Here is a 23,949-nt window from a genome sequence, read left to right on the forward strand (position 1 = left end):
TCAGTGGCCCCCGGCCCCGCCGCGGATCAGCCGGTCGCGCAACTTGCCCGAGATCCAGTCCATCAGCATGACCATCAGGATGATCAGCACGATGTAAAAGGTGACCTGTTCCCAATCCTTCTGCGTCTGCATCGCCTGCGTCAGCAACAGGCCGATGCCGCCGCCGGTGATCGCGCCGATGATGGTGGCGCTGCGGGTGTTGGATTCGAGGAAGTAGAGAAGCTGGCTGAGCAGCACCGGGGTGATCTGCGGGATCACGCCGAAGCGGTAACGCTGCACCGGTTTCGCGCCGGTCGCCCGGATCCCCTCGATCTGTTTGTCATCGACGTTTTCCAGCGCCTCGGAGAAGATCTTGCCGAAAGTGCCGGTGTCGGTCACGAGGATCGCCAGCGCGCCGGTCATCGGCCCGGGGCCAAAGGCGCGGGCCAAAACGATGGTCCAGATCAACGCATCCACCCCGCGCAGGAAATCCAGCACACGGCGGACGCCGAAACGGGCGGTCATCGACGGCGTGAAGTTGCGCGCGGCGATAAAGGCGACCGGCAGCGCCACCAAGGCCGCGCCGCAGGTGCCGAGGAAGGCCATCATCAACGTCTCGGACAGTGCCCATGCCGTATCGGCGTGGCGCCAGATCGGGTTGTGCCAGAAATCCTGCCACATGCCCTGCAGATTGCTGCGCGCCGGGTCCACCTGCGGGCCGGTCAGCAGGCTGATCAGCGAATGTCCGAAATAGGGGCTGTCGACGGTGAACCAGAACATCTCCCAGCCGAAGAAGTAGCGGAACACCTCTGTCTTGGACCTTGTCAGCGTCAGCCGCCCGGTATCGGTGGTGATCGCCAGCCGCGTGGACGAGGCGCTGATCCAGTCTGGCAACGGCTCTTTGAGGTCGCTTGTCACATGGCCGCCGACCAGTTGCGCGGTAATCGTGCCATAGGACGGGATCTCGAAGGTCACCTTGTTGTCGGGCAAGAGGGTGATGACCTCACCCTTGCCCATGTCGATGACGGTGCTGTCCGCACCGGGTTTGACCCAGTCGGGCGGCGCGTCGGCCGGATAGGTGCCCCGGCGGCTGCCCTCGATGGCGACATCCGTGGCGCCCGAGCGGTTGTTGCGCGTCACCACGGTCTTGTAGCTGTAGCTGTCGCGGATCAGCGTCAGGGCATTGTCCATCCGCAGCCGCTGGCCCAGTCCCGCGATGTCGAAGGCGAAGAAGATGTAGACGAAATAGGCGAGGATCACCAACGGCACCGCGATGGCGACCATCCGCTTGCGGCGGAACATGCCCTCGACGCGCCGCGTCAGGTCCGGTCCGGCGATCATCGTGGTCATGTGCGCGCTCCTGCGGTCAGGCGGTTGCGGTAGTGGCTGGAAAGCTGGTCGAAGACGACGATCGCGCCGAAGAGCAGGATGAAGATGGCCGCGGCCTCGTCGAACTTGCCCATGCCCCAGGACATGGTGTTCTTCAGCTCGTAGCCGATGCCGCCCGCACCCACGAAGCCCAGGATGGCCGAGGCGCGGATGTTGATCTCGAAGCGCAGCAGCGCGTAGCTGAGATAGTTGGGCGCGACCTGCGGGATCACCCCCAGCCACATCCGCTGGAACCACGACGCACCGACCGATTCCAGCCCTTCGACGGGTTTCAGGCTGGCATTCTCGTTGACCTCGGAGAACAGCTTGCCCAGCGCCCCGCCGGTGTGAAAGGCGATGGCCACCACCGCCGGGACCGGTCCGCCGCCCATCATGTAAATCAGCACCAGCGCGATCACGATCTCGGGCACCGCGCGCATGATGTCCATGGTGCGACGGAAGACCGGCATCAGGCGGGGCCAGCGCGCCAGCCCCCGTGTTGCCAGCAGCGACAGCACCAGCGCGATCAGCCCGCCGACAAGGGTCGAGACGGCGGCGATGTTGATCGTCTCGATCAGCGAGGGAAAGTAGTGAACGATGTGGCCCGGCAGCTGGTCGCGCTTGGCCCAGGCCTCGGAAATGACGGCCGAGGGAAAATCGAAGATGTTGTGCAGTCCGGACCAGAAGCTGCCGGCGTTGCGGTCGTCGGTGATGACAAAGCCCGAGGCCATCAACGCCACGAACAGCAGAAGTGCCAGCCCGGAATAAAGCCGCTTGCGCCTGACCTGCGCCAGATAGCTGTCACGGATCGCGTCTGGCCCGGAAAGGGGCGGCGCCGGCATGTCTGTCATGGTGGGTCCGATGCAATGGAAAGCGGGCCCCGGGACTCTCCGGGGCCCGCAAGGCAGGAAGGATCAGTTCGACTTCGCGCGACGCACGGCGATGATCGAGTCGTAGTAGGACGGGTCGATCTTGACGAAGCCGCCATTGTCGCCGCCGGCCACGCCGTAGGCGCAGTCGGGGTCGTTGGCCTTGAGGTTTTCCATGACCGCGATGACCTTGGCCTTCACGTCATCGGGCAGCGCGTTGCGCACCACGAAGGGGCCGTTCGGGATTGGCTTGGACCGCCAGATCTCCACGAGATCGTTCATGTCGATCAGGCCCGCGTCCACGGCCTTGCGCAGCGCGCCGTTGTTGAAGCCGTCTTCCCAGTTGCCCTGCCCGTCGGCCCAGGTCACGCCGCCGTCAATGTCACCATTGTTGACCGCGACGATGGTCTGCTCGTGGCCGCCGGTGAAGACGACATCCTTGAAGTATTCACCCGGCGTCACCGAATAGCCTTGCGACGGCAGTTCCACCGACGGGATCAGGTAGCCCGAGGTCGAGTTCGGGTCGCCGAAGCCCAGCACCTTGCCCTGCATGTCGGCCATCGAGGTGATGTTGTGGTCCTTGCGGGCGAAACCGATGGAATAATAGACGTACGAGCCGTCGGGGTTGGCGGTGGTCAGAACCGGGGTCACCGCGGTCGGGTCCTGCACGTAGACACCGGCATAGGACGACGCGCCGAGGCCGGCAAAGTCGATCGTGCCGCCCATCAGGCCCTGCATCACGCCGTTATAGTCGGCGGGCGCGAAGATCTTGGTGGGCACGCCCAGTGCGTCCTCGATGTACTTGCGCAGGCATTCGTTGTTGTTCATGCGGTCGCTGGCATTCTCGCCGCCGAGGATGCCGATGCGGAATTCGGTGATGGGGGCGGCGTTCTGCGCCAGGGCGCCGGTGGCCAGGGCGGTCGTGGCCAGCGCGGCCGCGATCAGGGATTTCATCATCGTCAGGTCTCCGGTTGGGTTGGTCCGGCGGAATGCCGGGGTGGGGTAAAGGGGTCAGGCGGGGGCGCGGACCGCGCGCGAGGCCGCGCGGGCACGGTCGAGCGTGTCGATCTGGGTCGATGTCGCGTCTTCCGAGAAATCCGCCCCCGCGCCGTAGATCTCGCGCGCCATCGCGGTGGTCAGTTGTGCGGGCGTGCCGTCGAAGACGATCTTGCCGGCGCGCATGCCGATCACCCGGTCGCAATAGCGCCGCGCGGTGTCGAGCGTGTGAAGGTTGCAGATCACCATCCGCCCGTCCTCGTCATGGATGCGGCGCAGCGCGTCCATCACGATCTGGGCGTTCATCGGGTCGAGGCTGGCGATGGGTTCGTCGGCCAGGATCACCTTGGGGTCCTGCATCAGCGCCCGCGCGATCGCCACCCGCTGCTGCTGGCCGCCCGACAGCGCCTCGGCCCGCTTGGGCGCATGTTCGGCGATGCCCAGCCGGTCGAGGATTTCGATGGCACGGTGGATGTCGGCGTCGGGATAGATGTTGAACAGCGTCGTCAGGGCCGAACGGCGGTTGAGGGTGCCGTGCAGTACGTTCGACACCACGTCCATCCGCGGAACCAGGTTGAACTGCTGGAAGATCATCGCGCATTGCGATTGCCACTGGCGCATAGCGGCGCCGGTGAGCTGGGTGATCTCGGTGCCCTCGAAGGTGATACTGCCCGAACTGGCATTGGTCAGGCGGTTGATCATCCGCAACAGCGTGGACTTGCCCGCGCCCGAGCGCCCGATGACGCCGATCATCGTCGGTTTGTCGACGCTTAGCGTGGCCTTTTCGACGGCGGTATTGCCGCCGAAGGTCTTGGTCAGCGCGGTGATCTGCAGCATGTAGTGTCCCCTCGTCTTGGCCGACGCCTAGGGCGCGCCGGAGTCGAAGAGGTGACGGTTTTGCGAAGTTAATGTAACGGCGGCCGGCTTGCGGCCCAAGGCAGAAGTCCCCCCTGCCTGCTGCCCGTCAACTGCCTGTGAAACGGGCGCACATGCTTCCGGCGTGGGCGCCGGGAAAGGCGGCCGGACAGGGCTGGAACATTCCGAAAGGGGCCTTGGAGGCGAGTACCGGAATCGAACCGGTCTACACGGATTTGCAATCCGCTGCGTAACCTCTCCGCCAACTCGCCAAGGCCGGTGTCTCATTAGGTTCTGCGGTAGGGCGGGTCAAGCGGATTAGGCGGACTGCCTCAGGCAGAGCACGGTGGCGGGACTGGGCCGATCACTCAAGAAGTTGGCGAAGCAGGGCCACACCCGGCTGCAAAAAAGCCGTTGGGGCGTTGCCTGCCTTCGGACGATATGCAATCACTCGGCGCGACCCATTACCGTCCCCTACCAGAGAAGAGTGCTGCCCGTGGTCGATTTCACAACTCGCCGGATGCAGATGGTGGATGCCCAGGTGCGGCCCTCCGATGTGACCAAGTTTCCGATCATCGATGCCATGCTTGAGGTCCCCCGCGAGGTCTACGTGCCAGAGAACCTGCGCGAGGCCGCATATGTGGGCGAGAACCTGCCACTTGACGGCAACCGCGTGCTGCTAGAGCCGCGGACATTTGCCAAGATGCTCGACGCGCTCGACATCCAGCCCGACGAGGTGGTCCTCGATCTGGGCTGCGGGCTTGGATATTCGACCGCGGTGATTGCGCGTCTGGCCGAATTCGTCGTCGCGCTGGAAGACGACGCGGCCCGCGCGGACGAGGCGCAGGGCCTTCTGTCGGAACAAGGCGTGGACAATGCCGCCGTGATGACCGGGCCGCTGGCCGAGGGCGTGGCGAAATCGGCCCCCTATGACGTGATCGTGCTGGAAGGCGCGGCCGAGACCATTCCGCCGGCACTTGTCGAACAGCTCAAGGAAGGCGGACGGATCTGCTGCCTTTTCGCCGAAGGGGCCCTGGGCGCGGCGCGGGTCGGCTACAAGATCGACGGGGTGCTGACGTGGCGCCATGTTTTCAATGCCGCGGCCCCGGTGGTTGCCGGGTTCGAGCGGCACATTACATTCGCCTTGTGAGGCCCGGCGTCGCCGCGGCACCACGATGAACGAGGGAAAAAGAAGATGAAGATGAACGCAGCCCTGGCCATCGCGGCCTTGACCGCGGGCCTCGTGTCAGGTGCCGCCGCGCGGGCCGAGACCTTGGCCGACGCCCTGACCTATGCTTATGATCACAGCGGCCTGCTGGACCAGAACCGTGCGCTGCTGCGTGCCGCAGACGAAGGCGTGGCGCAGGCCAATGCAGCGTTGATGCCGATCATCAACTGGTCGCTTTCGGCCACCAAGAGCTATGTCGACCGCTTGGGCGGCGATCAGGCGCTGACAGGCGTTCTGGGCGTGTCGGCACAGCTGACGCTTTATGACAACGGTGCCAACAACTTCGCCATCGAAGCGCAGAAGGAATCTGTTCTGTCCACGCGGCAGGGTCTGCTGAATGTCGAGCAGCAGGTGTTGCTGGCGGCGGTGCAGGCCTATGTCAACGTCACCCAGAGCCGCGAATCGGTTGCGCTGCAACAGAACAACGTGCGCGTTCTGACGCAGGAATTGCGCGCCACGCAGGACCAGTTCGACGTGGGTGAGGTGACCCGCACCGACGTTGCCCAGGCCCAGGCCGGTCTTGCCGCTTCGCGCAGCCAGCTGGCCGCCGCGCAGGGCCAGTTGCAGATGGCGATCGAGGCGTTTACCGCCGCCGTGGGCCGGGCACCGGGCAACCTTCAGCCAGCACCGATGGCGCCCGTCACCTCCAGCGTTGATCAGGCAAAGGCCTTTGCCGCGCAGAACCATCCGCAGATTCTGGCCGCGCAACATTCGATCCGCGCGGCCGAACTGTCGATCAGCCGGGCGCAGGCTGCGATGAAGCCCAGCCTTGGCCTTTCGGCCAGCGTTCAACGCAACGATCTGGGCCAGAATACCGACAGTCTCAGCCTGACGCTGTCGGGCCCGATTTACCAAGGCGGTCTGTTGGACAGCAAGGTGCGCCAGCTGATGGCCAACCGTGATGCCGCGCGTGCCGGTCTGCATGTCACGACCAATGGCATCGTCCAGCAGGTGGGCAATGCCTATGCCAATCTCAGCGTCGCGTCCGCCAGCCTGCAGGCCAGCCAGCAGCGCGTCGATGCCGCTCAAACCGCGTTCGACGGCGTACGGGAAGAGGCGCGGCTGGGTTCGCGCACCACGCTTGATGTGCTGAATGCCGAACAGACCAAGTTGGACGCGCAGGCCAGCGTGATCACCTCGCGCGCCAATCAGGTGGCTGCAAGCTATTCGGTTCTGGCCTCGATGGGCCTCCTGACGGCCGAACACCTGCACCTGCCGGTTCAGTCCTATGACCCCGACGCCTACTACAACCTGGTGAAGGGGTCGCCGGTGCGAATCTCGCCGCAAGGGCAGGCGCTTGACCGGGTGCTCAAGGCGATCGGCCAGCAATAGTTCAAACCCTGCGTTTCGGTTGTCGGACGGTCCGTCTGCGGCTACACTTGTTCCGAGGCGTCGAAAGTAGAACCAATGGCCGAAACGGCAGGCAAGGTCGATATCGAGGACGTGCTGATCTCGGTGCGCAAGCTTTTGCGTCAGGGATTGTCCGACATCGTGGCTGAAACGGCACCGAAACCGGAGCCCGAACAGCCTCCGGCGCCTGAGCGCCTTGTTCTGACGCCGGCATTGCGCGTGTCCCCGCCGCAAACAAAGCCGCGCGGCGCGGCTGCCACCCCGCGACCGGCGGAAGAGGCGCCTGTCAACTCGCAAGACGACACCACGCGCGATGACATCGCCGACCATGCATCGCATGACGACCTGGTGCACGACACCGTTTCCGATCATGCGGCAACGACGCCCGAAATGCTCGACTCCAGCCGCGATTATTTCGCCACCGACCGTTCGCGTCTGGAGGCCATCATCGGCGAGCTGGAGGCCGCTGTCACCCGCCAGCCCGACGAATGGGAACCCGACGGCAGCGAGGTCGAGCAGACGTTCTCGTTCGATTCGATGGCGGGGATGTCTCTGCTCGATTACGCCGAGGATGCCGAGATCGTCGAACCCGCCACGCTTGAGGACACCGCCGAGGATGACGCTGGTGCCCAAGACGCAGAACCAGAACCGGCCGCCGAGGACGACACGGCCGATGCAAGCAGCGATGAGGCCACCGTACAGGATCAGGCCGAATACGAAGACGCGGCGGTCGAAGAACCCGCCGGGTTGGACGGGAATGAAGCATCCCCAGCCGCCGGTGATGCGCTGGATATTGAAGCGGAAGAGGCTGAGGCCGCGCGCTATGACGAACTGGCCGAAGACCCGGTTCATGACGCGGAAATCGCCAATCTCGACGAGAATCCGGATGCCTATCTTGGCGATGTCGCCACTCTTGACGAGGAGTCGCTGCGGGGCCTGATTGCCGACGTGTTGCGGCAGGAATTGCAGGGCGAACTGGGCGATCGGCTGAGCAGCAACATCCGCAAGCTTGTGCGGCGCGAGATCGCTCGTTTCCTCGATTCCCGCGGAAGCTGAGCCGTAGCCCTACACCGGTGCGGCCATCGCAAGAAGGGCGTCAAGGTCGAGATGCGCCTCGACATGGGCGGCCAGCGCATCCAGCACAGTCTCCACCCCGGTTCCATAGTCGGCAAGGCCGCTTTGGCCACCCCAGTCCTGCAGGATGTCGGCGCGGAAAGTATCGGCGGCAAACAACCCGTGCAGATAACAGCCGCGAACCCGGCCGTCGGCACTGGCCGCGCCTTCGTCACGCCCGTCGATCTTCAGCCACGGACGTGCCCGGTCTGGCCCCTCTGTTTGGCCAAGGTGAATCTCGTAGCCGCTGACGGGGCTGCCGGTGGGCAGGTAGGTGGCGTTGCTCAGCGCCAGCCGCTTGTGAGGGCCCATCACCGTAGTCACGTCCAGATGGCCCAGCCCGGCCACCCGGCTGGGCGGCCCTTCGATCCCGTCAGGGTCATCGATCCATTGGCCCAGCATCTGGAAGCCGCCGCAAATGCCCAGCACATGGCCGCCGCGCCGCAGATGCGCGGCAAGGTCCACGTCCCAGCCCTGCGCACGGAAATGCGCAAGGTCCGCGATCGTGGATTTCGAACCCGGGATCAGTACCACCGTGGCGTCGCCGGGCAGGGGACGGCCGGCCTCGATGATCTCGACACTGACGCCTGGTTCAGCCGAAAGCGGATCGAGGTCGTCGAAATTGGCAATGCGGTTGAGGCGCGGGACGGCGATCTTCAGCGGCCCACCGGGGCGGCTGGCCACATCCATCACATCCTCGGCTGGCAGGCGCCATGCATCCGCGAACCACGGCACTATGCCCAGTCCCTGCCAGCCGGTCCTCGCGGCGATAATCTCCATCCCTTCGGTGAACAGGGTGGGATCACCGCGGAACTTGTTGATGGCAAAGCCACGGATCATCGCGCGGTCCTGGTCAGGCAGCACAGCATGGGTGCCGACAAGCTGCGCAATCACCCCGCCGCGGTCGATATCGCCGACCAGCACCACGGGCACGCCGGCGGCGGTGGCAAAGCCCATATTGGCAATGTCGCCCGCACGCAGATTCACCTCGGCCGGGCTGCCAGCACCTTCGACAATGATCAGGTCTTGCGTCACGGCCAGCCTGTGAAAGCTTTCCAGCACCGCCGGCAGCAAGGTGGCCTTCATCGTGCCATAGTCGCGGGCCTTCAGCGTGCCGTGCCGATGACCCTGCACGATCACCTGTGCGCCGATGTCGGTTTCGGGCTTTAGCAGGACAGGGTTCATGTCGATCACCGGATCAAGGCCGGCGGCCCGCGCCTGTAGCGCCTGCGCACGCCCGATCTCGCCCCCGTCGATTGTGACCGCGGCATTGTTGGACATGTTCTGCGGCTTGAACGGAGCAACGCGCAGCCCGCGCTTCAGACAAGCGCGTGCAAGGCCTGCGACCAGCAGCGACTTGCCCACATTCGAGCCTGCGCCCTGCACCATGATCGCCCGTGCCATGCCTGATGTCCCGTCGATTGTTCCCAGCGCGTGATAGGAGGCTGGGTGCGGCAGGTGCAAATGAAAAACGCGGCCCACGATGGGGCCGCGTCAAGAGATAGACAAGGACGGTAGTGTCAGGCCGCCTGGCTTTCCAGTTCGGCAGCGTGGCGACGTTCGCTCTCTTCGCGCGACAACGCGACCGAGGTGCGCACACCCTTGCCGACAAATTCCATCAGGCCCTGCACGACACGCTCATTGGGGTCGATGCCGGCGCAGGACAAAACCTCGCGGCCGTCACGCGACCGCGCCCAGCGGGCGATCTGTTCGGGGCCGTTACCGTACTTCTTGTCATCCGCAATGGCATCGTCCAACGCGGCCAACACCACTGCGGCAAACAGTTTGCGCGCGCGGTTGCCTTGCTCGTTGTTGTAGGCGGTGCCGTCAACGAAATCCTTCATGATACGTCCTTCTTCTTTTTGGTCTTGTAACCCGTCGGTGGAGGCCCTTATGCCGTCTTGCGGCTGATTCGGGGACGCTGATTTTACATGGCAGTCATGCGTCTGACGCATAACTGTCACGCGGGCAAAGCCAAATCTAGTCGTCTTGCCGGCGCCCACCCTCCCAGATATAGGCGACGCTAACGAAGCATCAACCTTTCGCCACAAACTTGACAAAGGCGCACCATGGCCAAGATCAACGGTAACGAAATTCGGCCCGGCGACGTGCTGGACTATGACGGTGGCCTGTGGGCGGCCGTGAAGTGCGACCATGTCAAACCCGGGAAGGGCGGCGCCTTTGCGCAGGTCGAGTTGAAGAACCTGCGCGACGGCCGCAAGCTCAACGAGCGGTTCCGGTCGGTCGACAAGGTCGATAGCGTCCAACTCGACCGCAAGGATCAGCAGTTCCTTTTCGAATCCGACGGCATGCTGACCTTCATGGACAGCGAGACGTTCGAGCAGATTGCGCTGTCGGTCGATTTGCTGGGGGACCGCCGCCCGTTCCTGCAGGACGGCATGATGGTGCAGGTCCAGTATTACGGCGATGAGGCGCTGAACCTCACGATCCCGCCCAAGGTGATCTGCACCGTGGTCGAGACCGAGCCGGTGGTGAAGGGTCAGACCGCCGCCAACAGCTTCAAGCCCGCGATCCTCGACAACGGAGTGCGGGTGATGATCCCGCCCTTCGTCGGCACGGACGAGAAGATCGTCGTCAATACCGAGCTGTTCCAATACGTCGAACGGGCCTGAGCAGACATGTCCGCGCCGCCGAGCCTGTCCGACCGCGCGATCATGATCGCCGCGGTGCGCGACGCGGCGCGAGCCGAGATCATGCCGCGCTTTCGCACGCTGGCCGCCGGCGACGTCCGCTCCAAGGGCGACCCGTCAGACCTTGTCACAGTGGCCGACATCGCCGCCGAGGCGCGCATCGCCCATGACATTGGCGCGGCCCTGCCGGGCCTGCTCGTGGTGGGCGAAGAGGCCGTGGCCGCCGACCCCGCGTTGCGCCCCAGCCTTGCATCCGCTGCAAGGGTCGTGATCGTCGATCCGGTCGACGGAACGTGGAACTTCGCCAAGGGCCTTGCCGTTTTCGGCGTGATCCTCGCCGTGGCCGAGGGCGGGCAGCCCCAGTTCGGGATGCTCTATGACCCGGTGATGGATGACTGGGTCGAGGCCGGGCCGGGCGCAACATGGTTCGTCACCGCCGACGGGTCGCGGGTGCCGCTCACTACCTCCGCCGAAACGCTGCCCGAGCGGATGACGGGCTACGTGCCGACCGGCCTTTTCAATGCCGATCACCGCATGGCACTGGCCACCGCGCTGGCCGATGTGCGTCGCGTGCACAGCTTGCGCTGCTCCTGCCACGAATACCGGATGCTGGCGCAGGGCCATGCCGAGTTCTGCCTCAGCGGCCCGACGCCGCATCCGTGGGACCATGCCGCGGGCGTGCTGGCGGTGCAGGGCGCGGGCGGGGTGGCGCGGTTCCTTGATGGCGCGCCCTACGACACGGCGCGCGAGACAGGCATCCTGCTGAGTGCCAGTTCCGAAACCGTCTGGCGCGAGATCGCCCAGCGGCTCGATTTCCTCGCCTAGATCTCGGCGGTCACCGTCGCATCCCCGGCGCGCATGGGCGATGTCGCCCGGTCGAAACGCAGGTAGGCGATGGCGGCGTCGCCCGCCCGCGTGAACAGCGTACCAGCCGGCTTTTCACCCGCGACAATCTCGGTTCCCGGTTCTGCGGCACCGGTGATCTGCACCCGCACAAGGCCCTTCTTCAGCTCGGTCTTGTGTTTCATCCGCGCGGTCACTTCCTGCCCGACGTAACAGCCCTTGCGGAAATCCACCCCGTGCAACCGTTCAAACCCGGCCTCGAGGATGTAGGTTTCGGGCGTCAGTTCGACTCCGCTTTCGGGGATCAGGTGTGCCACGCGCAGCGCGTCCCAGTCGGTCGCGTCGCTGACATCCGCCTCGCCATAGGCGCGCCAACCCAGGGCGGGATCGCGCGGGTCGGGCAGGGCGCCGTCGGGCGCGGGGCCGATGCCGCGCGACACGATCAGGCCCGTCGGCGCGATTTGCACGTCGGCGCGCAGCTTGTACATGCCCAGCCGTTGCGCCAGCCCAGCCGCCAGCGGCGTGGCCACGTCGATCAGGATGCGCTCGGGCTGCCCGATGAGAAAGAAATCGGCCAGGTATTTGCCCTGCGGCGTCAGCAGCGCGGCATAAACGATGCCACCCCGCGCGCGGGTCACGTCATTGCTGACCAGCCCTTGCAGGAAATCTTCGCGGTCGGCGCCGGTGACGGCCAGAACGGTGCGGTTGGACATGGGGGGCCTCCTTCGCGGCAGATATAGGGTGCCGCGCGGCCCGCGTCAGCCCTGTGCGCCCTCGGCGAATTGCAGGCGGTAGAGGTCGGCGTAGAGCCCGCCACGTGCCAGCAGCGTGTCATGCGTGCCCTCGTCCACCACGCGGCCGCGATCCATCACCACGATCTTGTCCGCGGCCCGCACCGTGGACAGGCGGTGCGCGATCACCAGTGTCGTGCGCCCCTCGCTGAGCCGTTCCAGCGCCGCCTGCACGATGGCTTCGGATTTCGTGTCGAGCGCGCTGGTCGCCTCGTCCAGCAGCAGGACTGGCGTATCGCGCAAGAGCGCCCGCGCGATGGCGATGCGCTGGCGCTGCCCGCCCGACAGGTTCGATCCGCGCGGGCCGGCCGGGCTGTCGAGGCCCTGCGGCAATTGGTCGAGGAAATCGGCCACGTGGGCGGCGCGCAGCACCGTCTCCAGCCGGTCGGGTGCGGTCAGGCCGCGGTCGAGTTCGATATTGTCGCGCAGTGTCTCGTCGAAAAGCGCGGCATCCTGTGTAACGACCGAGAAGAGGCCCCGCAGATCGGCCAGCGTCATCTCGGTTGTCGCCACGTCGCCCAGTGTCACCCGGCCCGCCTGCGGATCGACCAGCCGCGTCAGCACGTTGAAGACGCTGCTCTTGCCCGCGCCCGAGGCGCCGACCAGCGCGGTCGTCTTGCCCGCCTCGGCGGTAAAGGTCAGGCCGCGCAGGACCGGCAGGTCCGCATAGGCCAGTTCCACCCCGTCCAGCCGGATCTCGGGCGCGCCCTTCGGCGCGGGCCTGGGCGCGGCGGGCGAGGTCAGGCGCGGCACCTGCGCGAAAAGGTCATGCACCCGCGCGATACTTGCCGTCGCCGCCTGGAAGAGGCCGCTGACGTTGCCCAGCCGCCGAAGCGGCTCGAACGCCAGCGCCATCGCCGTGAAGAAGGCCATGAACTGGCCCACCGTCTTCTGTCCGGCGATGATCTCGGAGCCGCCGTAGAACAGCACGCCCAGAAACCCGATGCCGGTCATGATATCGATCAGGCCGGGAATGGCGGCCTGCCCGAACGAGGTTTTCACCTCGGCGTCGATCCGCGCGCCGATCAGCGCGGCGTAGCGTTTCGCCTGGTAGTCCTCCAGCGCGTTCAGCTTGATCGCGGCGATGCCGTGGAACACCTCGTCCAGCCGCGTCGACATCTTTGCCGCGATCTCGCGCGAGGCACGCGCCTTGCGCCGCACGAACCCTTGGGCCGCCAAAGAGGGCAGGACAAGGATCGGAATGCCCAGCAGCGCGATCAGCGTCCAGCGCCAGTCGATCCACATCGCCACGCCGAACAGCCAGACGACCGCGACGCCGTCGCGGGCGAACCCGGTGACGATGCCGGTCCAGACGCCGCCGATTGCATTGACGTCGCCCTGCACCCGCTCGATCAGCGTGCCGGGCGGGTGGGTCTGGTGGAACCCGCCATCCAGCCGCATCAGGTGGCGCAACAGGTCGGTGCGGATGGCGGCCGCCGTCGTTTCATTGACGCGGGTCATCACCACCTTCTGGCCGACCGAACTGAAGGCGCGGGTAAAGAAGATGGCCATGATCGCGAAACCGACCAGCCAGATCGCGCTTTGATCGCCCGCGATGAAGATGCGGTCGAACATCGGCTGCATGATGTAGCTCAGCACGCCAAGGGTGGACCCCTCCAGCATCATGAACAGCACCGCCACGGCCAGCCAGCCCAGCCGCCGCGACAGGTAGCGTCGCCACAGCCAAGCGAACAGGGAACGCCCGCTCAGGTCGGGCGCGGGGCCTGTCGTGACGGTATCGGGATCGCTCATCTCTCGCTTTCGGGCAGGGGCAGGCTGTGCCCTATCTTGCCCCCTCTAGTCGGAAACGCCCCGCAAGGGCAAGTTCGGCCGCGTCGCCGATTGACGCCGCCCGCGCCGACGCTAGGGTCCGCTCGTCCAATTCCTAGCGCGGTGTGCCCCGATGCCCCTGTCCCACGGTCGTTCCTATCTTGCCATTCCGGGCCCCTCGGTGATGCCCGACCGCGTGCTCAGTGCCATGCATCGCGCCGCGCCCAACATCTATACCGGCGAGTTGCACGAGGTGACGGCCGCGCTGGTGCCAGATCTGAAGGCGGTAGCGCGCACCCGCGGCGAGGTCGCGATCTACATCGGCAACGGCCATGCGGCATGGGAGGCAGCACTGGCGAACGTTCTCAGCCCCGGCGAGACGGTGCTAATCGCCGCCACCGGCCGCTTCGGTATCGGCTGGGGTGAAATGGCGGCGGGCCTGAAGGCGCATGTCGAGGTGATCGACCACGGACAGCGCGCGCCTGTCGATCCCGCCCGCGTCGAGGCGGCGCTGCGCGCCGATACCGCCGGCACGATCAAGGCGGTGCTGATGTGCCATGTCGATACCTCGTCCAGCGTGCTGAGCGATGTTGCGGCCGTCCGGGCCGCCATCGATGCTGCCGGTCACCCGGCACTGCTGATGGTCGATTGCATTGCTTCGCTCGCCTGCGACCGGTTCGAGATGGATGCCTGGGGCGCTGACGTGATGGTCGCGGCCAGCCAGAAGGGCCTGATGACGCCGCCGGGCCTCGGCTTCGTCTTCTTCAACGACCGCGCGGCGGACGTGCAGCGGCGGGCAGGCTGCGTCACAAGTTACTGGAACTGGGTGCCGCGCGCCCGTCCCGAGATGTTCCACCAGTATTTCGCCGGCACCGCGCCCACGCATCATATTTATGGCCTGCGCGCCGCGCTCGACATGATCGCCGAGGAAGGGCTGGAACAGGTCTGGGCGCGGCACGAGGTACTGGCGCGCACCATCTGGGCCGCGTTCGAGGCTTGGGGTGCCACCGGCCCCGTCGCGCTGAACGTCGAGGACCCGGCACATCGTTCGCATGCCGTCACATCGGTCGGGATCGGGCCGGGCAATGGCGACCGGCTGCGCGGCTGGTGCGAGCGGGTGGCTGGCGTCACGCTGGGCATCGGCCTTGGCCGCACGCCGGCAGATGCCTTCTTTCGCATTGGTCACATGGGCCATGTCAACGCGCACATGGTGCTGGGCGTGCTCGGTGTGGTGCAGGCGGGCCTGATCGCGCTGAAGATTCCGCATGGCGACGGGGCGCTTGATGCCGCCGCGGCCGTGATCGCAGGCGCCGGAGACTAGGCGCGCGCCGCTGCCAGTGCGGCGGGCAGGGCGGCGGCGAAGGCGTCAAGATCGGCAGGCGTGCCACAGCTGACGCGGATGCAGCGGTTTTGCGGCGCGACGAAGGGCATGCGCACGAAGATGCCCCGCGCGATCAGCTCCTCCAGCACTGCCTTGGCAAAGGCGCCATCGCGGCCGCAGTCGATGGTAACGAAATTGGTGGCAGAGGGCAGCGGCGACAGGCCGTTCGCGCGCGCGATGGCGGCGATCCGGTCGCGCGCGGCGGCCACCTGCGCCTGCACATGGGCCAGCCAGTCGCCGTCGGCCAGCGCCGCCAGCGCGCCCGCCTGGCTGATCCGGTTCATCCCGAAATGGTCGCGCACCTTGTCGAAGGCGCGGATCAGGTTGGCGGGGCCGATGGCATAGCCCACCCGCGCGCCCGCCATGCCATGCGCCTTGGAGAAGGTGCGCAACCGGATCACCCGAGGGTTTTCGGGGTCGAGCGGAGGCGCGGTGCCTTCCGGTGCGAACTCGATATAGGCCTCGTCGAGGATCAGCAGCGCGCCCGGCGGCACCGCAGCGATGGTGGCTGCGATTCGTTCGGCCCCGTGCCAGCTTCCCATCGGGTTGTCGGGGTTGGCGAGGTAGATCAGCCGCGCGCCCACCTCCGCCGCTTTGGCAATCAGCGCGGCGGGATCTTCGGCATCGTCGCAGTAAGGCACCGTGTGCAGCACCCCGCCAAAGCCCGCGACGTGGTAGTTGAAGGTCGGGTAGGCCCCGGCCGAGGTGACCACCGCCTCACCCGGGCCGACGATCAGCCGCACCAAGAGGCCCAGAAGCCCGTCGATGCCGCCGCCCACCATCACGTTCCCCGCAGTCACGCCGAGATGGGCCGCCAGCGCGTGGCGCAGGTCATGGCTTTCAGGATCGCCGTATTTCCAGACATCCGCGGCGGCCGCTTGCATCGCCGCGATGGCCTTGGGCGAGGGGCCGAAAACGGACTCGTTGGCGCCCAGCCGCGCCACGAATGCCGCCCCGCGCGCCCGTTCCTGCGTCTCGGGCCCGACGAAGGGCACGGTCGCGGGCAACGAGGCGGCAAGCGGGGTCAGGCGCGGATCATCTGTCATGTCCGCAGCTAATCCGGCGCGCTGCATCGGGGCAAGCGGCCTTGCGCTTCATCTTGCTCCAAATACTCCCGCCGGAGGCTCCCGCCGCGGGCCACAGGAGCCTCCGGCGGGAGTACTGGCAGCCAGAAGAAGCCTCAGCCGATCTCGGCCAGACGGTCCAGCGCGGCCTTGATCTGCGCCTCTTCCTCTTCGCGCAGCGCGAGGTTGGCGCGCGCCTCGTCCACCACTTCGGGCGGGGCGGACTCGACGAACTTGGGGTTGTTCAGGCGTCCGCGCAGGCCGCTCAGCTCTTTGGCGAGTTTTTCCAGACCCTTGGCCAGCCGCGCCTTTTCCGCCCCGATGTCGATGATCTCGGCCAGCGGCAGGCAGAAGGCGGCCCCGGCCACGGGGATGGTGATGGCCCCCTTGGGTGCCTCGGCGGCAGGCGTGATGCTGTCGATCCGGGCCAGCCGTTCGATCAGGGCGCGGTTGTTGGCGAGCGCCGCCTGTCCTGCCTCGTCGGCCTGCAGCTGGATCACCGGCACCTTCAGCCCCACCGGCACGTTGACCTGCGCACGGGCCGAACGGATGCCCTCGATCAGCGAGATCGCCCAGGTCATCTCGGCCATCGCGGCCTCGTCGACCAGCTCCGCGCCATAGGTCGGCCAGTCGGCATGGACCAGCATCTTGGCCCGGCTGCCCAGCGTACCCCACAGCTCTTCGGTGATGAAGGGCATGATCGGGTGCAGCAGGATCAGGCATTGGTCGATGACCCAGGCCATGACCTTCTGCGTCTCGGCCTTCGTGGCGTCATCGCCATCCATCAGGAGCGGCTTGGAGAACTCGACATACCAGTCGCAGACCTTGCCCCAGACGAAGGCGTAAAGCGCGTTGGCCGCGTCGTTGAAGCGGAACGCCTCTAGCGCGGCGTCGACCTCGATGCGCACCTTGGCCGTCTCGCCGATGATCCACTTGTTGACCGTGGCGGTGGCCGTGGGAATGGCCCCGTCGGACCCCACCGCGCCGTTCATCTCGGCAAAGCGCGCGGCGTTCCACAACTTCGTGCCGAAGTTGCGATAGCCTTTGATGCGGTCCTCGCTGAGTTTCAGCACGCCGCCGATCGCCGCCATCTGCGCCATGGTAAAGCGCAGCGCGTCGGCGCCGTAGACATCGACGATTTCCAATGGGTCAATCACGTTGCCCCGCGTCTTGGACATCTTCTCGCCCTTCTCGTCGCGGACCAGCTGATGCAGGTAAACGGTATGGAACGGCACTTCGTTCACCACCGCGAGCTGCATCATCATCATCCGCGCGACCCAGAAGAACAGGATGTCCTGCCCGGTGATCAGCACGCTGGTGGGGAAGTATTTCTTCAGCTCCGGCGTATGCGCGGGCCAGCCCAGCGTGCCGATCGGCCAGAGGCCGGAGGAGAACCAGGTATCGAGCACGTCGGCGTCGCGCCAGACCGGGTAGATCAGGTGCGTCGGGTCCTGATCGACCTCGTAGCGCGCGAGGGCTGCGGCAAACGCCTCGGTCGCGGCGGCCTTGTCGGCCACCTCGACGACGCGGCAGGCATGCAGCGGCGTCGGCAGGCCGGAGATGTCCTTGCGGAACAGCGCTTCGACGCCCTCGAAATCGGGCGCGCAATGATGCGTAGGGTCGCGGTTTTCGACCGCGCCCTTCAGCAACAGGCTGAACATCTCGACCTCGTCCAACTCACCGTCGCCCTCGTCATCGGCAAAGTCGGTGGGCTGGATGCCAAGGCCGTACCAGACCGGAATCTGGTGACCCCACCACAGCTGGCGGGAAATGCACCACGGCTCGATATTCTCCAGCCAGTGGAAATAGACCTTCTCGCCGCTCTCGGGCAGAATCTTCGTGCGGCCGTCGCGCACCGCGTCCAGCGCCGGTTCCACGATCTTGGCGGTGTCGACGAACCACTGGTCGGTCAGCATCGGCTCGATCACCACTTTCGAGCGGTCGCCGAAGGGCTGCATGATCGGCTTGTCCTCGACCTGGATCATCAGGCCCTCGGCATCGATATCGGCCACCACGCGCTTGCGCGCCTCGAAGCGGTCCAGCCCGCGGTATTCCTCGGGGACAAGGTTGATCGCGTCGACCTCGGCCACGGTGAAGGGCGCGCCGGTAGCAAAGCCCTGCGCCTTGGCGGCCTCTTCGGCATAGGGCGCGCCATCGGCCCGCATCTGGCCGCGCGTGTCCATCAGCCGGTACATCGGGATGCCGTTGCGGCTGGCGACGCCGTAGTCGTTGAAATCATGCGCGCCGGTGATCTTGACCGCGCCCGAGCCGAAGGTGGGATCGGGGTAGTCGTCGAGAATGATCGGGATCAGGCGGCGGTGTTCCTTCGGGCCAACCGGAATTTCGCACAGCTTGCCGACGATGGGCGCATAGCGGGTGTCGGAGGGGTGAACCGCCACCGCGCCATCGCCCAGCATCGTTTCGGGCCGGGTAGTGGCGATGGAGATATAATCGCGCGTCTCGCGGAAGGTGACGTTGCCGTCCTCGTCCTTCTCCTCGTAGGTATAGGTCTCGCCGCCGGCGAGCGGATACTTGAAGTGCCACATGTGGCCGGCAACCTCGATATTCTCGACCTCGAGGTCACTGATGGCCGTCTCGAAATGGGGGTCCCAGTTGACCAGCCGCTTGCCGCGATAGATCAGCCCCTTGCGGTACATCTCGACGAAGACCTTGATGACCGCGTCGTGGAAATTGGCGTCCATCGTGAACGCCTCGCGGTCCCAGTCGCACGACGCGCCAAGGCGTTTCAGCTGGTTGCGGATGTTGCCGCCGGACTCGGCCTTCCACTTCCAGACCTTTTCAAGGAACTTCTCGCGGCCCATCTGCGCGCGGGTCTCGTTGCCCTCCCGCGCCAACTGCCGCTCGACCACCAACTGGGTGGCGATGCCGGCATGGTCGGTCCCGGGCTGCCACAGCGTGTCATGCCCGCGCATCCGGTGCCAGCGCGTCAGGATGTCCTGCAGCGTGTTGTTGAAGGCGTGGCCCACGTGCAGCGAACCGGTGACGTTGGGGGGCGGGATCATCACGCAGAAGGTTTCGGCCCCCGGTCGGGCATTGGCCCCGGCGCGAAACGCACCGGCCGCTTCCCATGCGGCGGACAGCCGCGCCTCGGCTTCGGACGGGTCAAAAGTCTTTTCCAGTGCCATCGGGGCCCCCGTTTCTTCTTGATCGCTGCGGTTTAGCTTGCGAGGCTAACAAGGGAAAGCCGTTATGGAGCCGCGCATGCCCTATCCGAAGCGATCAGCAGCGCGGATGTTCTGGGCCGCAGGAGGCTGGGGCGCGGCAATAGCCCTCGCGATGGGCGTGGCATTTGGCGCGGTCGCAGTGACACAACGCACATTCGCGCAAGATCTGGACCGCGACGGCGTCAAGGTGATGGGAACGCTTAGCGATCTGACGTCCACCAGCCGGACCAATCGCACCCCGACATATACCGCGCATTACTACTTTCAGACCCCGGACGAGAACATCGTCTCTGCCAGCCAGACGATCGGCTACGAGGATTATTATGCGTTGCAGAAGGGTGCGCCGATCGAGGTCACCTACCTGCCCGCCGATCCTGCCAAAAGCGAGGTCGTGCGTGGCCGCACCGGTTTCAACGGTTGGATCCTGATGCTGATCTCAGCGGTGTTTCTTGCCGGCGGGGTGGTCTGGGGCTGGGTCCAGTGGGGCCGGTCGAAGATCGAGGTGGCTTTGCGCGAACATGGCGAGGTGCGGAGGGCGCAGGTCGTGGCACACGAGGTGAAGGGCAAAACCAACGACAAGCCAACCTCATGGGTTGCACTTTGGCGGGATGAGACGGGTGCGGAAGGCAAGACCCTTGTGCACAAGGCCAAAACCTTGCCGGCCATCGGAGCGGCACTGACAGTTTACGCCGATCCCAAGGGCGGTGCGAAGGCCGTGTGGGAAGGCGACGTCGGCACGCGCTAACCCGCGCGGTCGATCCGGGTGGACAGGTGAATGAGGCTTTCCAGCGCCTGCACGCCGTCGATCGCGCCGATCCTGTCCAACGTCGTGTCGAGGTCCAGCGTGCTGGCGGTGCGCAATTCGCAGGCCAGATCGAACCGGCCCGACGTGGTGTGGCAACGGATGACCTCGGGCATCTTGCGCAGTTGTGCCAGAACACTGGCCTGCGCGGCCGGCGTCAGGTGGATCAGCACCGTCGCACGGATCTGGCTGCGTCGCACGGTTTCCGCCAGCCGCACGCCATAACCCGCAATCACTCCCGCCCGTTCCATGCGTTCGATCCGGGCCTGAACGGTTGTCCGCGCCAGTCCCAGTCGCGCCGCGAGGGTGGCGACGGGCAGGCGGGCATTCTCGGCCAGAAGGGCCAGGATGCGGCTGTCTGTGGCGTCAGGTTCCGTCATATTATCAAGATTATTGGCAAAATGCCGAAACTGCGAGTCAGATTCGGCGCTCTGCCGCATCATATTGACGGCAACTGACCGTAGACTTGCCAAAACAGGAGGTGCCCGATGCTCGACCATACCCGCATGGCTGCTGACCCGCTGGACTGGATGTCCCGGCATGGTGTTGACGCGCCGGTACATTTCCGCGCCGAGGCTGTGCTTGTTGCGCAGGCAAAGGCCTTTGTTCGCGGCTTTGGCGGCATGGTCACCTACGCGGTCAAGGCGAACCCGGACGAGGCGGTACTGCGTGCGTTGGCGGCCGGCGGTGTGACGGGCTTTGACGTGGCCTCGCCCGAGGAAATCGCGCTGGTGCGCAGGTTGTTCCCCCGCGCGGCGCTGCATTACAACAACCCGGTGCGCAGCCCGGCCGAAATAGCGGCGGGGCTGGCGGCGGGCGTCGCCTCGTGGTCGGTCGACGAGGCGGGCGAGCTGGAAAAGCTTGCGCGCCTTGCGCCGGGAACAGAGGTTGCCGTGCGGTTCAAGCTGCCTGTCGCGGGTGCGGCGTATAACTTCGGGGAAAAGTTCGGCGCGACCCCGGACGAGGCCATCGGCCTTCTGGCGCGGGTCGCCGCGCGCGGGCTGACCCCGGCGCTGACGTTCCATGTCGGCACCCAATGCACGGACCCCTCCGCCTGGGCCAGCTACGTTACCGAGGCCGCGCGGATCGCCGCTGTGGCGGGCGTGACGATTGCCCGGCTGAACGTGGGTGGCGGCTTTCCCTCGGCGCGCGGCGGCGTGGCGATCGACTTGAAACCCTATTTCACTGCCATTCACGCAGCACTTTCGGCCTTTCCGATCTGCCCGGCGCTGGTCTGCGAACCCGGTCGCGCGCTGGTGGCCGATGCCTTTGCCCATGCCGTGCCGGTCAAGGCGCTGCGCCCCGGCCGCGCCTACCTTGCCGATGGCATCTATGGTGCATTGTCGGAAGCGCCCTCGATGGGCGTGCCGCGCTTCAGCGTCCATGCGCCGGGCGGCGCGGCGCGGCAGGGCGCGGCCCGACCGACGGCCGTTTTCGGGCCGACTTGCGACAGCCTCGACCGGCTGCCGGGGCTTGTCCCGCTGCCCGTCGATACCGCGCCGGGCGACGTGATGCTCTTTCGCGGCATGGGCGCTTACGTCACCGGCGTCTCGACCCGGTTCAACGGCTATGGCGACTGGCGCACGGTGTCGGTCGCCAGCCTGTGATCACCCGCCCGTGCTATCCGGTTTGCGCGGATCGGCCGCCTTTGTCATAACGGCAGGGCGGGGCAGGGCTGACAGGTTCCGCGCGCAGGAGGCAAGGTGTCTTTCAGGGACTGGGTTCTGGGCCTCGTCGGGCGGCGCGCCGTCTCGGGCGAGGGCGCGCGTCGCCGACGCGGTCAGGCCACCCATGTCATCATCCTCGACGGCACGATGTCCTCGCTTGCGCCGGGGTACGAATCCAACGCGGGCCTCACCTTCAAACTGCTGCGCGAGGTGGGCAGCACCGCCAACCTGACCGTCTATTACGAGGCCGGCGTGCAGTGGCGCGACTGGTCGGGCACGATGGACGTGATGACCGGAAAGGGCATCAACCGGCAGATCGAACGGGCCTACGGCGTGCTCGCCTCGCGCTATCATCCCGGCGACAGGATCATGCTGATCGGCTATTCGCGCGGCGCCTACGCCGTGCGCTCGTTGGCCGGCGTGGTGGGCATGGTGGGGCTTGTCCGTTCGCGCGAGGCGACGGTGCGGGCGATAAGGCAGGCCTATCGTCATTACCGCGCCGGGGCGACCAGCCCGGCGGCCGAAACATTTCGTGCGCTTTATTGCCACGAAGACGTGCGGATCGAGGCGGTCGCGGTCTGGGATACCGTCAAGGCGCTCGGCCTGCGCCTGCCAATCCTTTGGCGCTGGGCCGAGACCCGGCACGAGTTTCATAACCACGCGCTGGGCCCCCATGTGGGCCACGGTTTCCACGCGCTGGCCATTGACGAGACGCGAGAGGCCTTCGCCCCGGTGATGTGGCAACGGCCCTTGGGCTGGGCGGGGGAAATGCAGCAGGTCTGGTTCCGCGGCACCCATGGCGATGTCGGCGGGCAACTGGGCGACGCGATGGACTCGCGCCCTCTGGCCAACATCCCATTGGTCTGGATGCTGGATCGTCTGGTAGAATGCGGCCTGACTTTGCCGGCAGGCTGGCGTGACCGCTTTGCGCAGGATGTCACCGCGCCGTCGCTGGGCACATGGAAAGGCTGGAGCTTGCTGTTTTTGGCCCGCAGGCCGCGCCTTGTCGGGCGCGACCCGTCGGAAACTGTGCATGAAACGGTGACGGGGCGGGTCGCGGCGCGCTTTGTCGGGCCCGCCTTCACGCCACGTTCTTCAACTCCACCTTGGGCGTCAGGCCCAGCGCATGACACACGTCGCGGGTCAGTTCGGGACGGTTGAGCGTGTAGAAATGCAGGTGCTCGACGCCGCCTTGCAGCAGGTCGTCGCACAGCTCGGTCGCCAGCGCGGTGGCCAGCAGGTCTTCGGTGCCGGTCGTGGCCGCACGGTCGAAGGCGCTGGCGACAAGTGGTGGGACGGTGGTGCCGCAGGCAGCGGCAAAGCGGCGGGCGCCGGCCCAGTTCTCGACCGGCAGGATCCCCGGCAGGATCGGCGCGGTGATGCCGGCATCGGCGCAGGCATCGCGGAAGCGAAAGAAGGTTTCGGCCTCGAAGAAGAACTGGGTGATCGCGCTGGTCGCGCCCGCGTCGATCTTGCGCTTGAGGTGGTCGATGTCGGCGCGCGCGCTGGCGGCCTCGGGGTGTTTCTCGGGATAGGCGCCGACCCGGATTTGGAACTTGCCCGTTTCGGCCAGCGCCGCGACCAGATCGGTCGACGAGGCAAAGCCATCGGGCGCGGGGCTGAAGGCGCCCGCGCCCTTGGGCGGATCGCCCCGCAGCGCGACGATCTGAGTAACGCCCGCAGCGGCGTAATCGGCGGCGATGGCCAGCGTTTCAGCGCGGGTGGCGTCCACGCAGGTCAGGTGCGCAGCCACGTCGAGGCCGGTGCGCTTGCGGATGGTTGCCACCGCTTCGTGCGTCAGTTGCCGCGTGGTGCCGCCCGCGCCATAGGTGACCGACACGAAATCGGGCGCGAAGGGCGCCAGCACCTGCAGCGTGTCCCACAGGCGGAACGAGGCCTCGAGGTTGCGCGGCGGGAAGAATTCGAAAGAGACGGTGGGCTGGGTCATCTTCTGTCCTGACATGCGTGCGACGACCGTTTTCTCCGATTGCAGAGCATGAAGCAAATTCATAACCTTCAGGATGATCATGAAGTTCA

General features: G+C 66.2%; 21 protein-coding genes and 1 tRNA gene. 9 read left to right on the plus strand and 13 right to left on the minus strand.

Annotated elements, in window-relative coordinates:
• The 5 genes from phnE (GC146_RS01795) to GC146_RS01815 form a co-directional block, all read right to left on the minus strand.
• The gene (gene phnE, locus GC146_RS01795; RefSeq protein WP_291833544.1) at positions 1–1,329 is read right to left on the minus strand and encodes a phosphonate ABC transporter, permease protein PhnE; all 1,329 of its coding nucleotides are present in this window, start codon (positions 1,327–1,329) and stop codon (positions 1–3) included.
• Entirely contained in the window at positions 1,326–2,198 is an 873-nt protein-coding gene (phnE, locus tag GC146_RS01800) for a phosphonate ABC transporter, permease protein PhnE (protein ID WP_291833546.1), read from the minus strand. The genes phnE (GC146_RS01795) and phnE (GC146_RS01800) overlap by 4 nt, the downstream gene beginning before the upstream one ends.
• A gap of 63 nt (positions 2,199–2,261) precedes the next feature.
• Positions 2,262–3,170 carry a phosphonate ABC transporter substrate-binding protein gene (gene phnD, locus GC146_RS01805; protein ID WP_291835700.1) on the minus strand — a complete coding sequence of 303 codons (909 nt, stop codon included), beginning with the start codon at positions 3,168–3,170 and terminating at the stop codon, positions 2,262–2,264.
• Between the two features lie 57 nt (positions 3,171–3,227).
• On the minus strand, positions 3,228–4,049 hold the full coding sequence (gene phnC, locus GC146_RS01810; protein ID WP_291833549.1) for a phosphonate ABC transporter ATP-binding protein: 822 nt from the start codon (positions 4,047–4,049) through the stop codon (positions 3,228–3,230).
• Between the two features lie 216 nt (positions 4,050–4,265).
• Positions 4,266–4,339 (minus strand) — tRNA-Cys (locus GC146_RS01815).
• A gap of 224 nt (positions 4,340–4,563) precedes the next feature.
• On the opposite strand from GC146_RS01815, the gene GC146_RS01820 reads away from it, so the two are divergent.
• The 3 genes from GC146_RS01820 to GC146_RS01830 all read left to right on the plus strand — a co-directional run bounded on the left by GC146_RS01820 (position 4,564) and on the right by GC146_RS01830 (position 7,701).
• Positions 4,564–5,217, plus strand: coding sequence for a protein-L-isoaspartate O-methyltransferase (locus tag GC146_RS01820; protein WP_291833552.1), 654 nt, complete (start codon positions 4,564–4,566; stop codon positions 5,215–5,217).
• A 51-nt stretch (positions 5,218–5,268) separates the two neighbouring features.
• Positions 5,269–6,627 (plus strand): TolC family outer membrane protein, encoded by a 1,359-nt coding sequence (locus GC146_RS01825; RefSeq protein ID WP_363240895.1) that lies wholly within the window; start codon positions 5,269–5,271, stop codon positions 6,625–6,627.
• 111 nt (positions 6,628–6,738) lie between these two features.
• Positions 6,739–7,701, plus strand: coding sequence for a hypothetical protein (locus GC146_RS01830; protein WP_291833557.1), 963 nt, complete (start codon positions 6,739–6,741; stop codon positions 7,699–7,701).
• A 9-nt stretch (positions 7,702–7,710) separates the two neighbouring features.
• Here GC146_RS01830 and GC146_RS01835 read toward each other — a convergent pair whose 3' ends face one another.
• The gene (locus tag GC146_RS01835; RefSeq protein WP_291833560.1) at positions 7,711–9,162 is read right to left on the minus strand and encodes a cobyric acid synthase; all 1,452 of its coding nucleotides are present in this window, start codon (positions 9,160–9,162) and stop codon (positions 7,711–7,713) included.
• A 116-nt stretch (positions 9,163–9,278) separates the two neighbouring features.
• Positions 9,279–9,602 carry a DUF6280 family protein gene (locus tag GC146_RS01840; RefSeq protein WP_291833563.1) on the minus strand — a complete coding sequence of 108 codons (324 nt, stop codon included), beginning with the start codon at positions 9,600–9,602 and terminating at the stop codon, positions 9,279–9,281.
• Between the two features lie 225 nt (positions 9,603–9,827).
• Here GC146_RS01840 and efp point away from each other — a divergent pair, with 225 nt between their 5' ends.
• Both efp and GC146_RS01850 read left to right on the plus strand, forming a co-directional pair.
• Complete coding sequence (gene efp / locus GC146_RS01845) at positions 9,828–10,391, plus strand: elongation factor P (protein ID WP_291833566.1); 564 nt, start codon at positions 9,828–9,830, stop codon at positions 10,389–10,391.
• A 6-nt stretch (positions 10,392–10,397) separates the two neighbouring features.
• Positions 10,398–11,234, plus strand: a complete 837-nt coding sequence (locus GC146_RS01850; protein ID WP_291833568.1) for an inositol monophosphatase — start codon at positions 10,398–10,400, stop codon at positions 11,232–11,234.
• Here the strand turns inward: GC146_RS01850 and GC146_RS01855 are convergent.
• Together GC146_RS01855 and GC146_RS01860 are read right to left on the minus strand one after the other, a co-directional pair.
• Complete coding sequence (locus tag GC146_RS01855) at positions 11,231–11,965, minus strand: folate-binding protein (RefSeq protein ID WP_291833570.1); 735 nt, start codon at positions 11,963–11,965, stop codon at positions 11,231–11,233. The genes GC146_RS01850 and GC146_RS01855 overlap by 4 nt on opposite strands.
• Positions 11,966–12,010: 45 nt before the next feature.
• Positions 12,011–13,795 carry an ABC transporter ATP-binding protein gene (locus GC146_RS01860; RefSeq protein WP_291833571.1) on the minus strand — a complete coding sequence of 595 codons (1,785 nt, stop codon included), beginning with the start codon at positions 13,793–13,795 and terminating at the stop codon, positions 12,011–12,013.
• A gap of 151 nt (positions 13,796–13,946) precedes the next feature.
• Between GC146_RS01860 and GC146_RS01865 the strand changes: the two genes are divergently transcribed.
• Positions 13,947–15,134 (plus strand): aminotransferase class V-fold PLP-dependent enzyme, encoded by a 1,188-nt coding sequence (locus tag GC146_RS01865; RefSeq protein WP_291833573.1) that lies wholly within the window; start codon positions 13,947–13,949, stop codon positions 15,132–15,134.
• Here the strand turns inward: GC146_RS01865 and GC146_RS01870 are convergent.
• Together GC146_RS01870 and GC146_RS01875 are read right to left on the minus strand one after the other, a co-directional pair.
• Positions 15,131–16,240 carry a pyridoxal phosphate-dependent aminotransferase gene (locus tag GC146_RS01870; RefSeq protein WP_291833575.1) on the minus strand — a complete coding sequence of 370 codons (1,110 nt, stop codon included), beginning with the start codon at positions 16,238–16,240 and terminating at the stop codon, positions 15,131–15,133. The genes GC146_RS01865 and GC146_RS01870 overlap by 4 nt on opposite strands.
• A 134-nt stretch (positions 16,241–16,374) precedes the next feature.
• Entirely contained in the window at positions 16,375–19,404 is a 3,030-nt protein-coding gene (locus GC146_RS01875) for a valine--tRNA ligase (protein ID WP_291833576.1), read from the minus strand.
• 76 nt (positions 19,405–19,480) lie between these two features.
• On the opposite strand from GC146_RS01875, the gene GC146_RS01880 reads away from it, so the two are divergent.
• Positions 19,481–20,188, plus strand: coding sequence for a DUF3592 domain-containing protein (locus GC146_RS01880; protein WP_291833578.1), 708 nt, complete (start codon positions 19,481–19,483; stop codon positions 20,186–20,188).
• Here GC146_RS01880 and GC146_RS01885 read toward each other — a convergent pair.
• Positions 20,185–20,625, minus strand: coding sequence for an Lrp/AsnC family transcriptional regulator (locus GC146_RS01885; protein WP_291833579.1), 441 nt, complete (start codon positions 20,623–20,625; stop codon positions 20,185–20,187). The genes GC146_RS01880 and GC146_RS01885 overlap by 4 nt on opposite strands.
• 108 nt (positions 20,626–20,733) lie before the next feature.
• Here GC146_RS01885 and GC146_RS01890 point away from each other — a divergent pair, with 108 nt between their 5' ends.
• Together GC146_RS01890 and GC146_RS01895 are read left to right on the plus strand one after the other, a co-directional pair.
• Positions 20,734–21,852, plus strand: a complete 1,119-nt coding sequence (locus GC146_RS01890; RefSeq protein ID WP_291833582.1) for a type III PLP-dependent enzyme — start codon at positions 20,734–20,736, stop codon at positions 21,850–21,852.
• Between the two features lie 96 nt (positions 21,853–21,948).
• Positions 21,949–23,073 (plus strand): DUF2235 domain-containing protein, encoded by a 1,125-nt coding sequence (locus tag GC146_RS01895; protein WP_291833584.1) that lies wholly within the window; start codon positions 21,949–21,951, stop codon positions 23,071–23,073.
• On the opposite strand, the gene metF is transcribed toward GC146_RS01895, so the two are convergent.
• The gene (metF, locus tag GC146_RS01900) at positions 22,994–23,860 is read right to left on the minus strand and encodes a methylenetetrahydrofolate reductase [NAD(P)H] (RefSeq protein WP_291833586.1); all 867 of its coding nucleotides are present in this window, start codon (positions 23,858–23,860) and stop codon (positions 22,994–22,996) included. The genes GC146_RS01895 and metF overlap by 80 nt on opposite strands.
• Positions 23,861–23,949: the final 89 nt, after the last annotated feature.

Source organism: Limimaricola sp. (assembly GCF_016125575.1).
In the GTDB taxonomy this organism is placed as follows: domain Bacteria; phylum Pseudomonadota; class Alphaproteobacteria; order Rhodobacterales; family Rhodobacteraceae; genus WGLM01.

What these genes read in the sequence shown, in the direction of transcription:
- GC146_RS01850 (WP_291833568.1), top strand. Translation starts at nt 10,398, where the DNA reads ATGTCCGCGCCGCCGAGCCTGTCCGACCGCGCGATCATGATCGCCGCG.
- GC146_RS01835 (WP_291833560.1), bottom strand. Translation starts at nt 9,162, where the DNA reads ATGGCACGGGCGATCATGGTGCAGGGCGCAGGCTCGAATGTGGGCAAG.
- GC146_RS01840 (WP_291833563.1), bottom strand. Translation starts at nt 9,602, where the DNA reads ATGAAGGATTTCGTTGACGGCACCGCCTACAACAACGAGCAAGGCAAC.
- phnE (WP_291833544.1), bottom strand. Translation starts at nt 1,329, where the DNA reads ATGACCACGATGATCGCCGGACCGGACCTGACGCGGCGCGTCGAGGGC.
- phnC (WP_291833549.1), bottom strand. Translation starts at nt 4,049, where the DNA reads ATGCTGCAGATCACCGCGCTGACCAAGACCTTCGGCGGCAATACCGCC.
- GC146_RS01885 (WP_291833579.1), bottom strand. Translation starts at nt 20,625, where the DNA reads ATGACGGAACCTGACGCCACAGACAGCCGCATCCTGGCCCTTCTGGCC.
- GC146_RS01875 (WP_291833576.1), bottom strand. Translation starts at nt 19,404, where the DNA reads ATGGCACTGGAAAAGACTTTTGACCCGTCCGAAGCCGAGGCGCGGCTG.
- metF (WP_291833586.1), bottom strand. Translation starts at nt 23,860, where the DNA reads ATGACCCAGCCCACCGTCTCTTTCGAATTCTTCCCGCCGCGCAACCTC.
- GC146_RS01890 (WP_291833582.1), top strand. Translation starts at nt 20,734, where the DNA reads ATGCTCGACCATACCCGCATGGCTGCTGACCCGCTGGACTGGATGTCC.
- GC146_RS01860 (WP_291833571.1), bottom strand. Translation starts at nt 13,795, where the DNA reads ATGAGCGATCCCGATACCGTCACGACAGGCCCCGCGCCCGACCTGAGC.
- GC146_RS01855 (WP_291833570.1), bottom strand. Translation starts at nt 11,965, where the DNA reads ATGTCCAACCGCACCGTTCTGGCCGTCACCGGCGCCGACCGCGAAGAT.
- GC146_RS01870 (WP_291833575.1), bottom strand. Translation starts at nt 16,240, where the DNA reads ATGACAGATGATCCGCGCCTGACCCCGCTTGCCGCCTCGTTGCCCGCG.
- phnD (WP_291835700.1), bottom strand. Translation starts at nt 3,170, where the DNA reads ATGAAATCCCTGATCGCGGCCGCGCTGGCCACGACCGCCCTGGCCACC.
- GC146_RS01865 (WP_291833573.1), top strand. Translation starts at nt 13,947, where the DNA reads ATGCCCCTGTCCCACGGTCGTTCCTATCTTGCCATTCCGGGCCCCTCG.
- GC146_RS01880 (WP_291833578.1), top strand. Translation starts at nt 19,481, where the DNA reads ATGCCCTATCCGAAGCGATCAGCAGCGCGGATGTTCTGGGCCGCAGGA.
- GC146_RS01825 (WP_363240895.1), top strand. Translation starts at nt 5,269, where the DNA reads ATGAACGCAGCCCTGGCCATCGCGGCCTTGACCGCGGGCCTCGTGTCA.
- efp (WP_291833566.1), top strand. Translation starts at nt 9,828, where the DNA reads ATGGCCAAGATCAACGGTAACGAAATTCGGCCCGGCGACGTGCTGGAC.
- phnE (WP_291833546.1), bottom strand. Translation starts at nt 2,198, where the DNA reads ATGACAGACATGCCGGCGCCGCCCCTTTCCGGGCCAGACGCGATCCGT.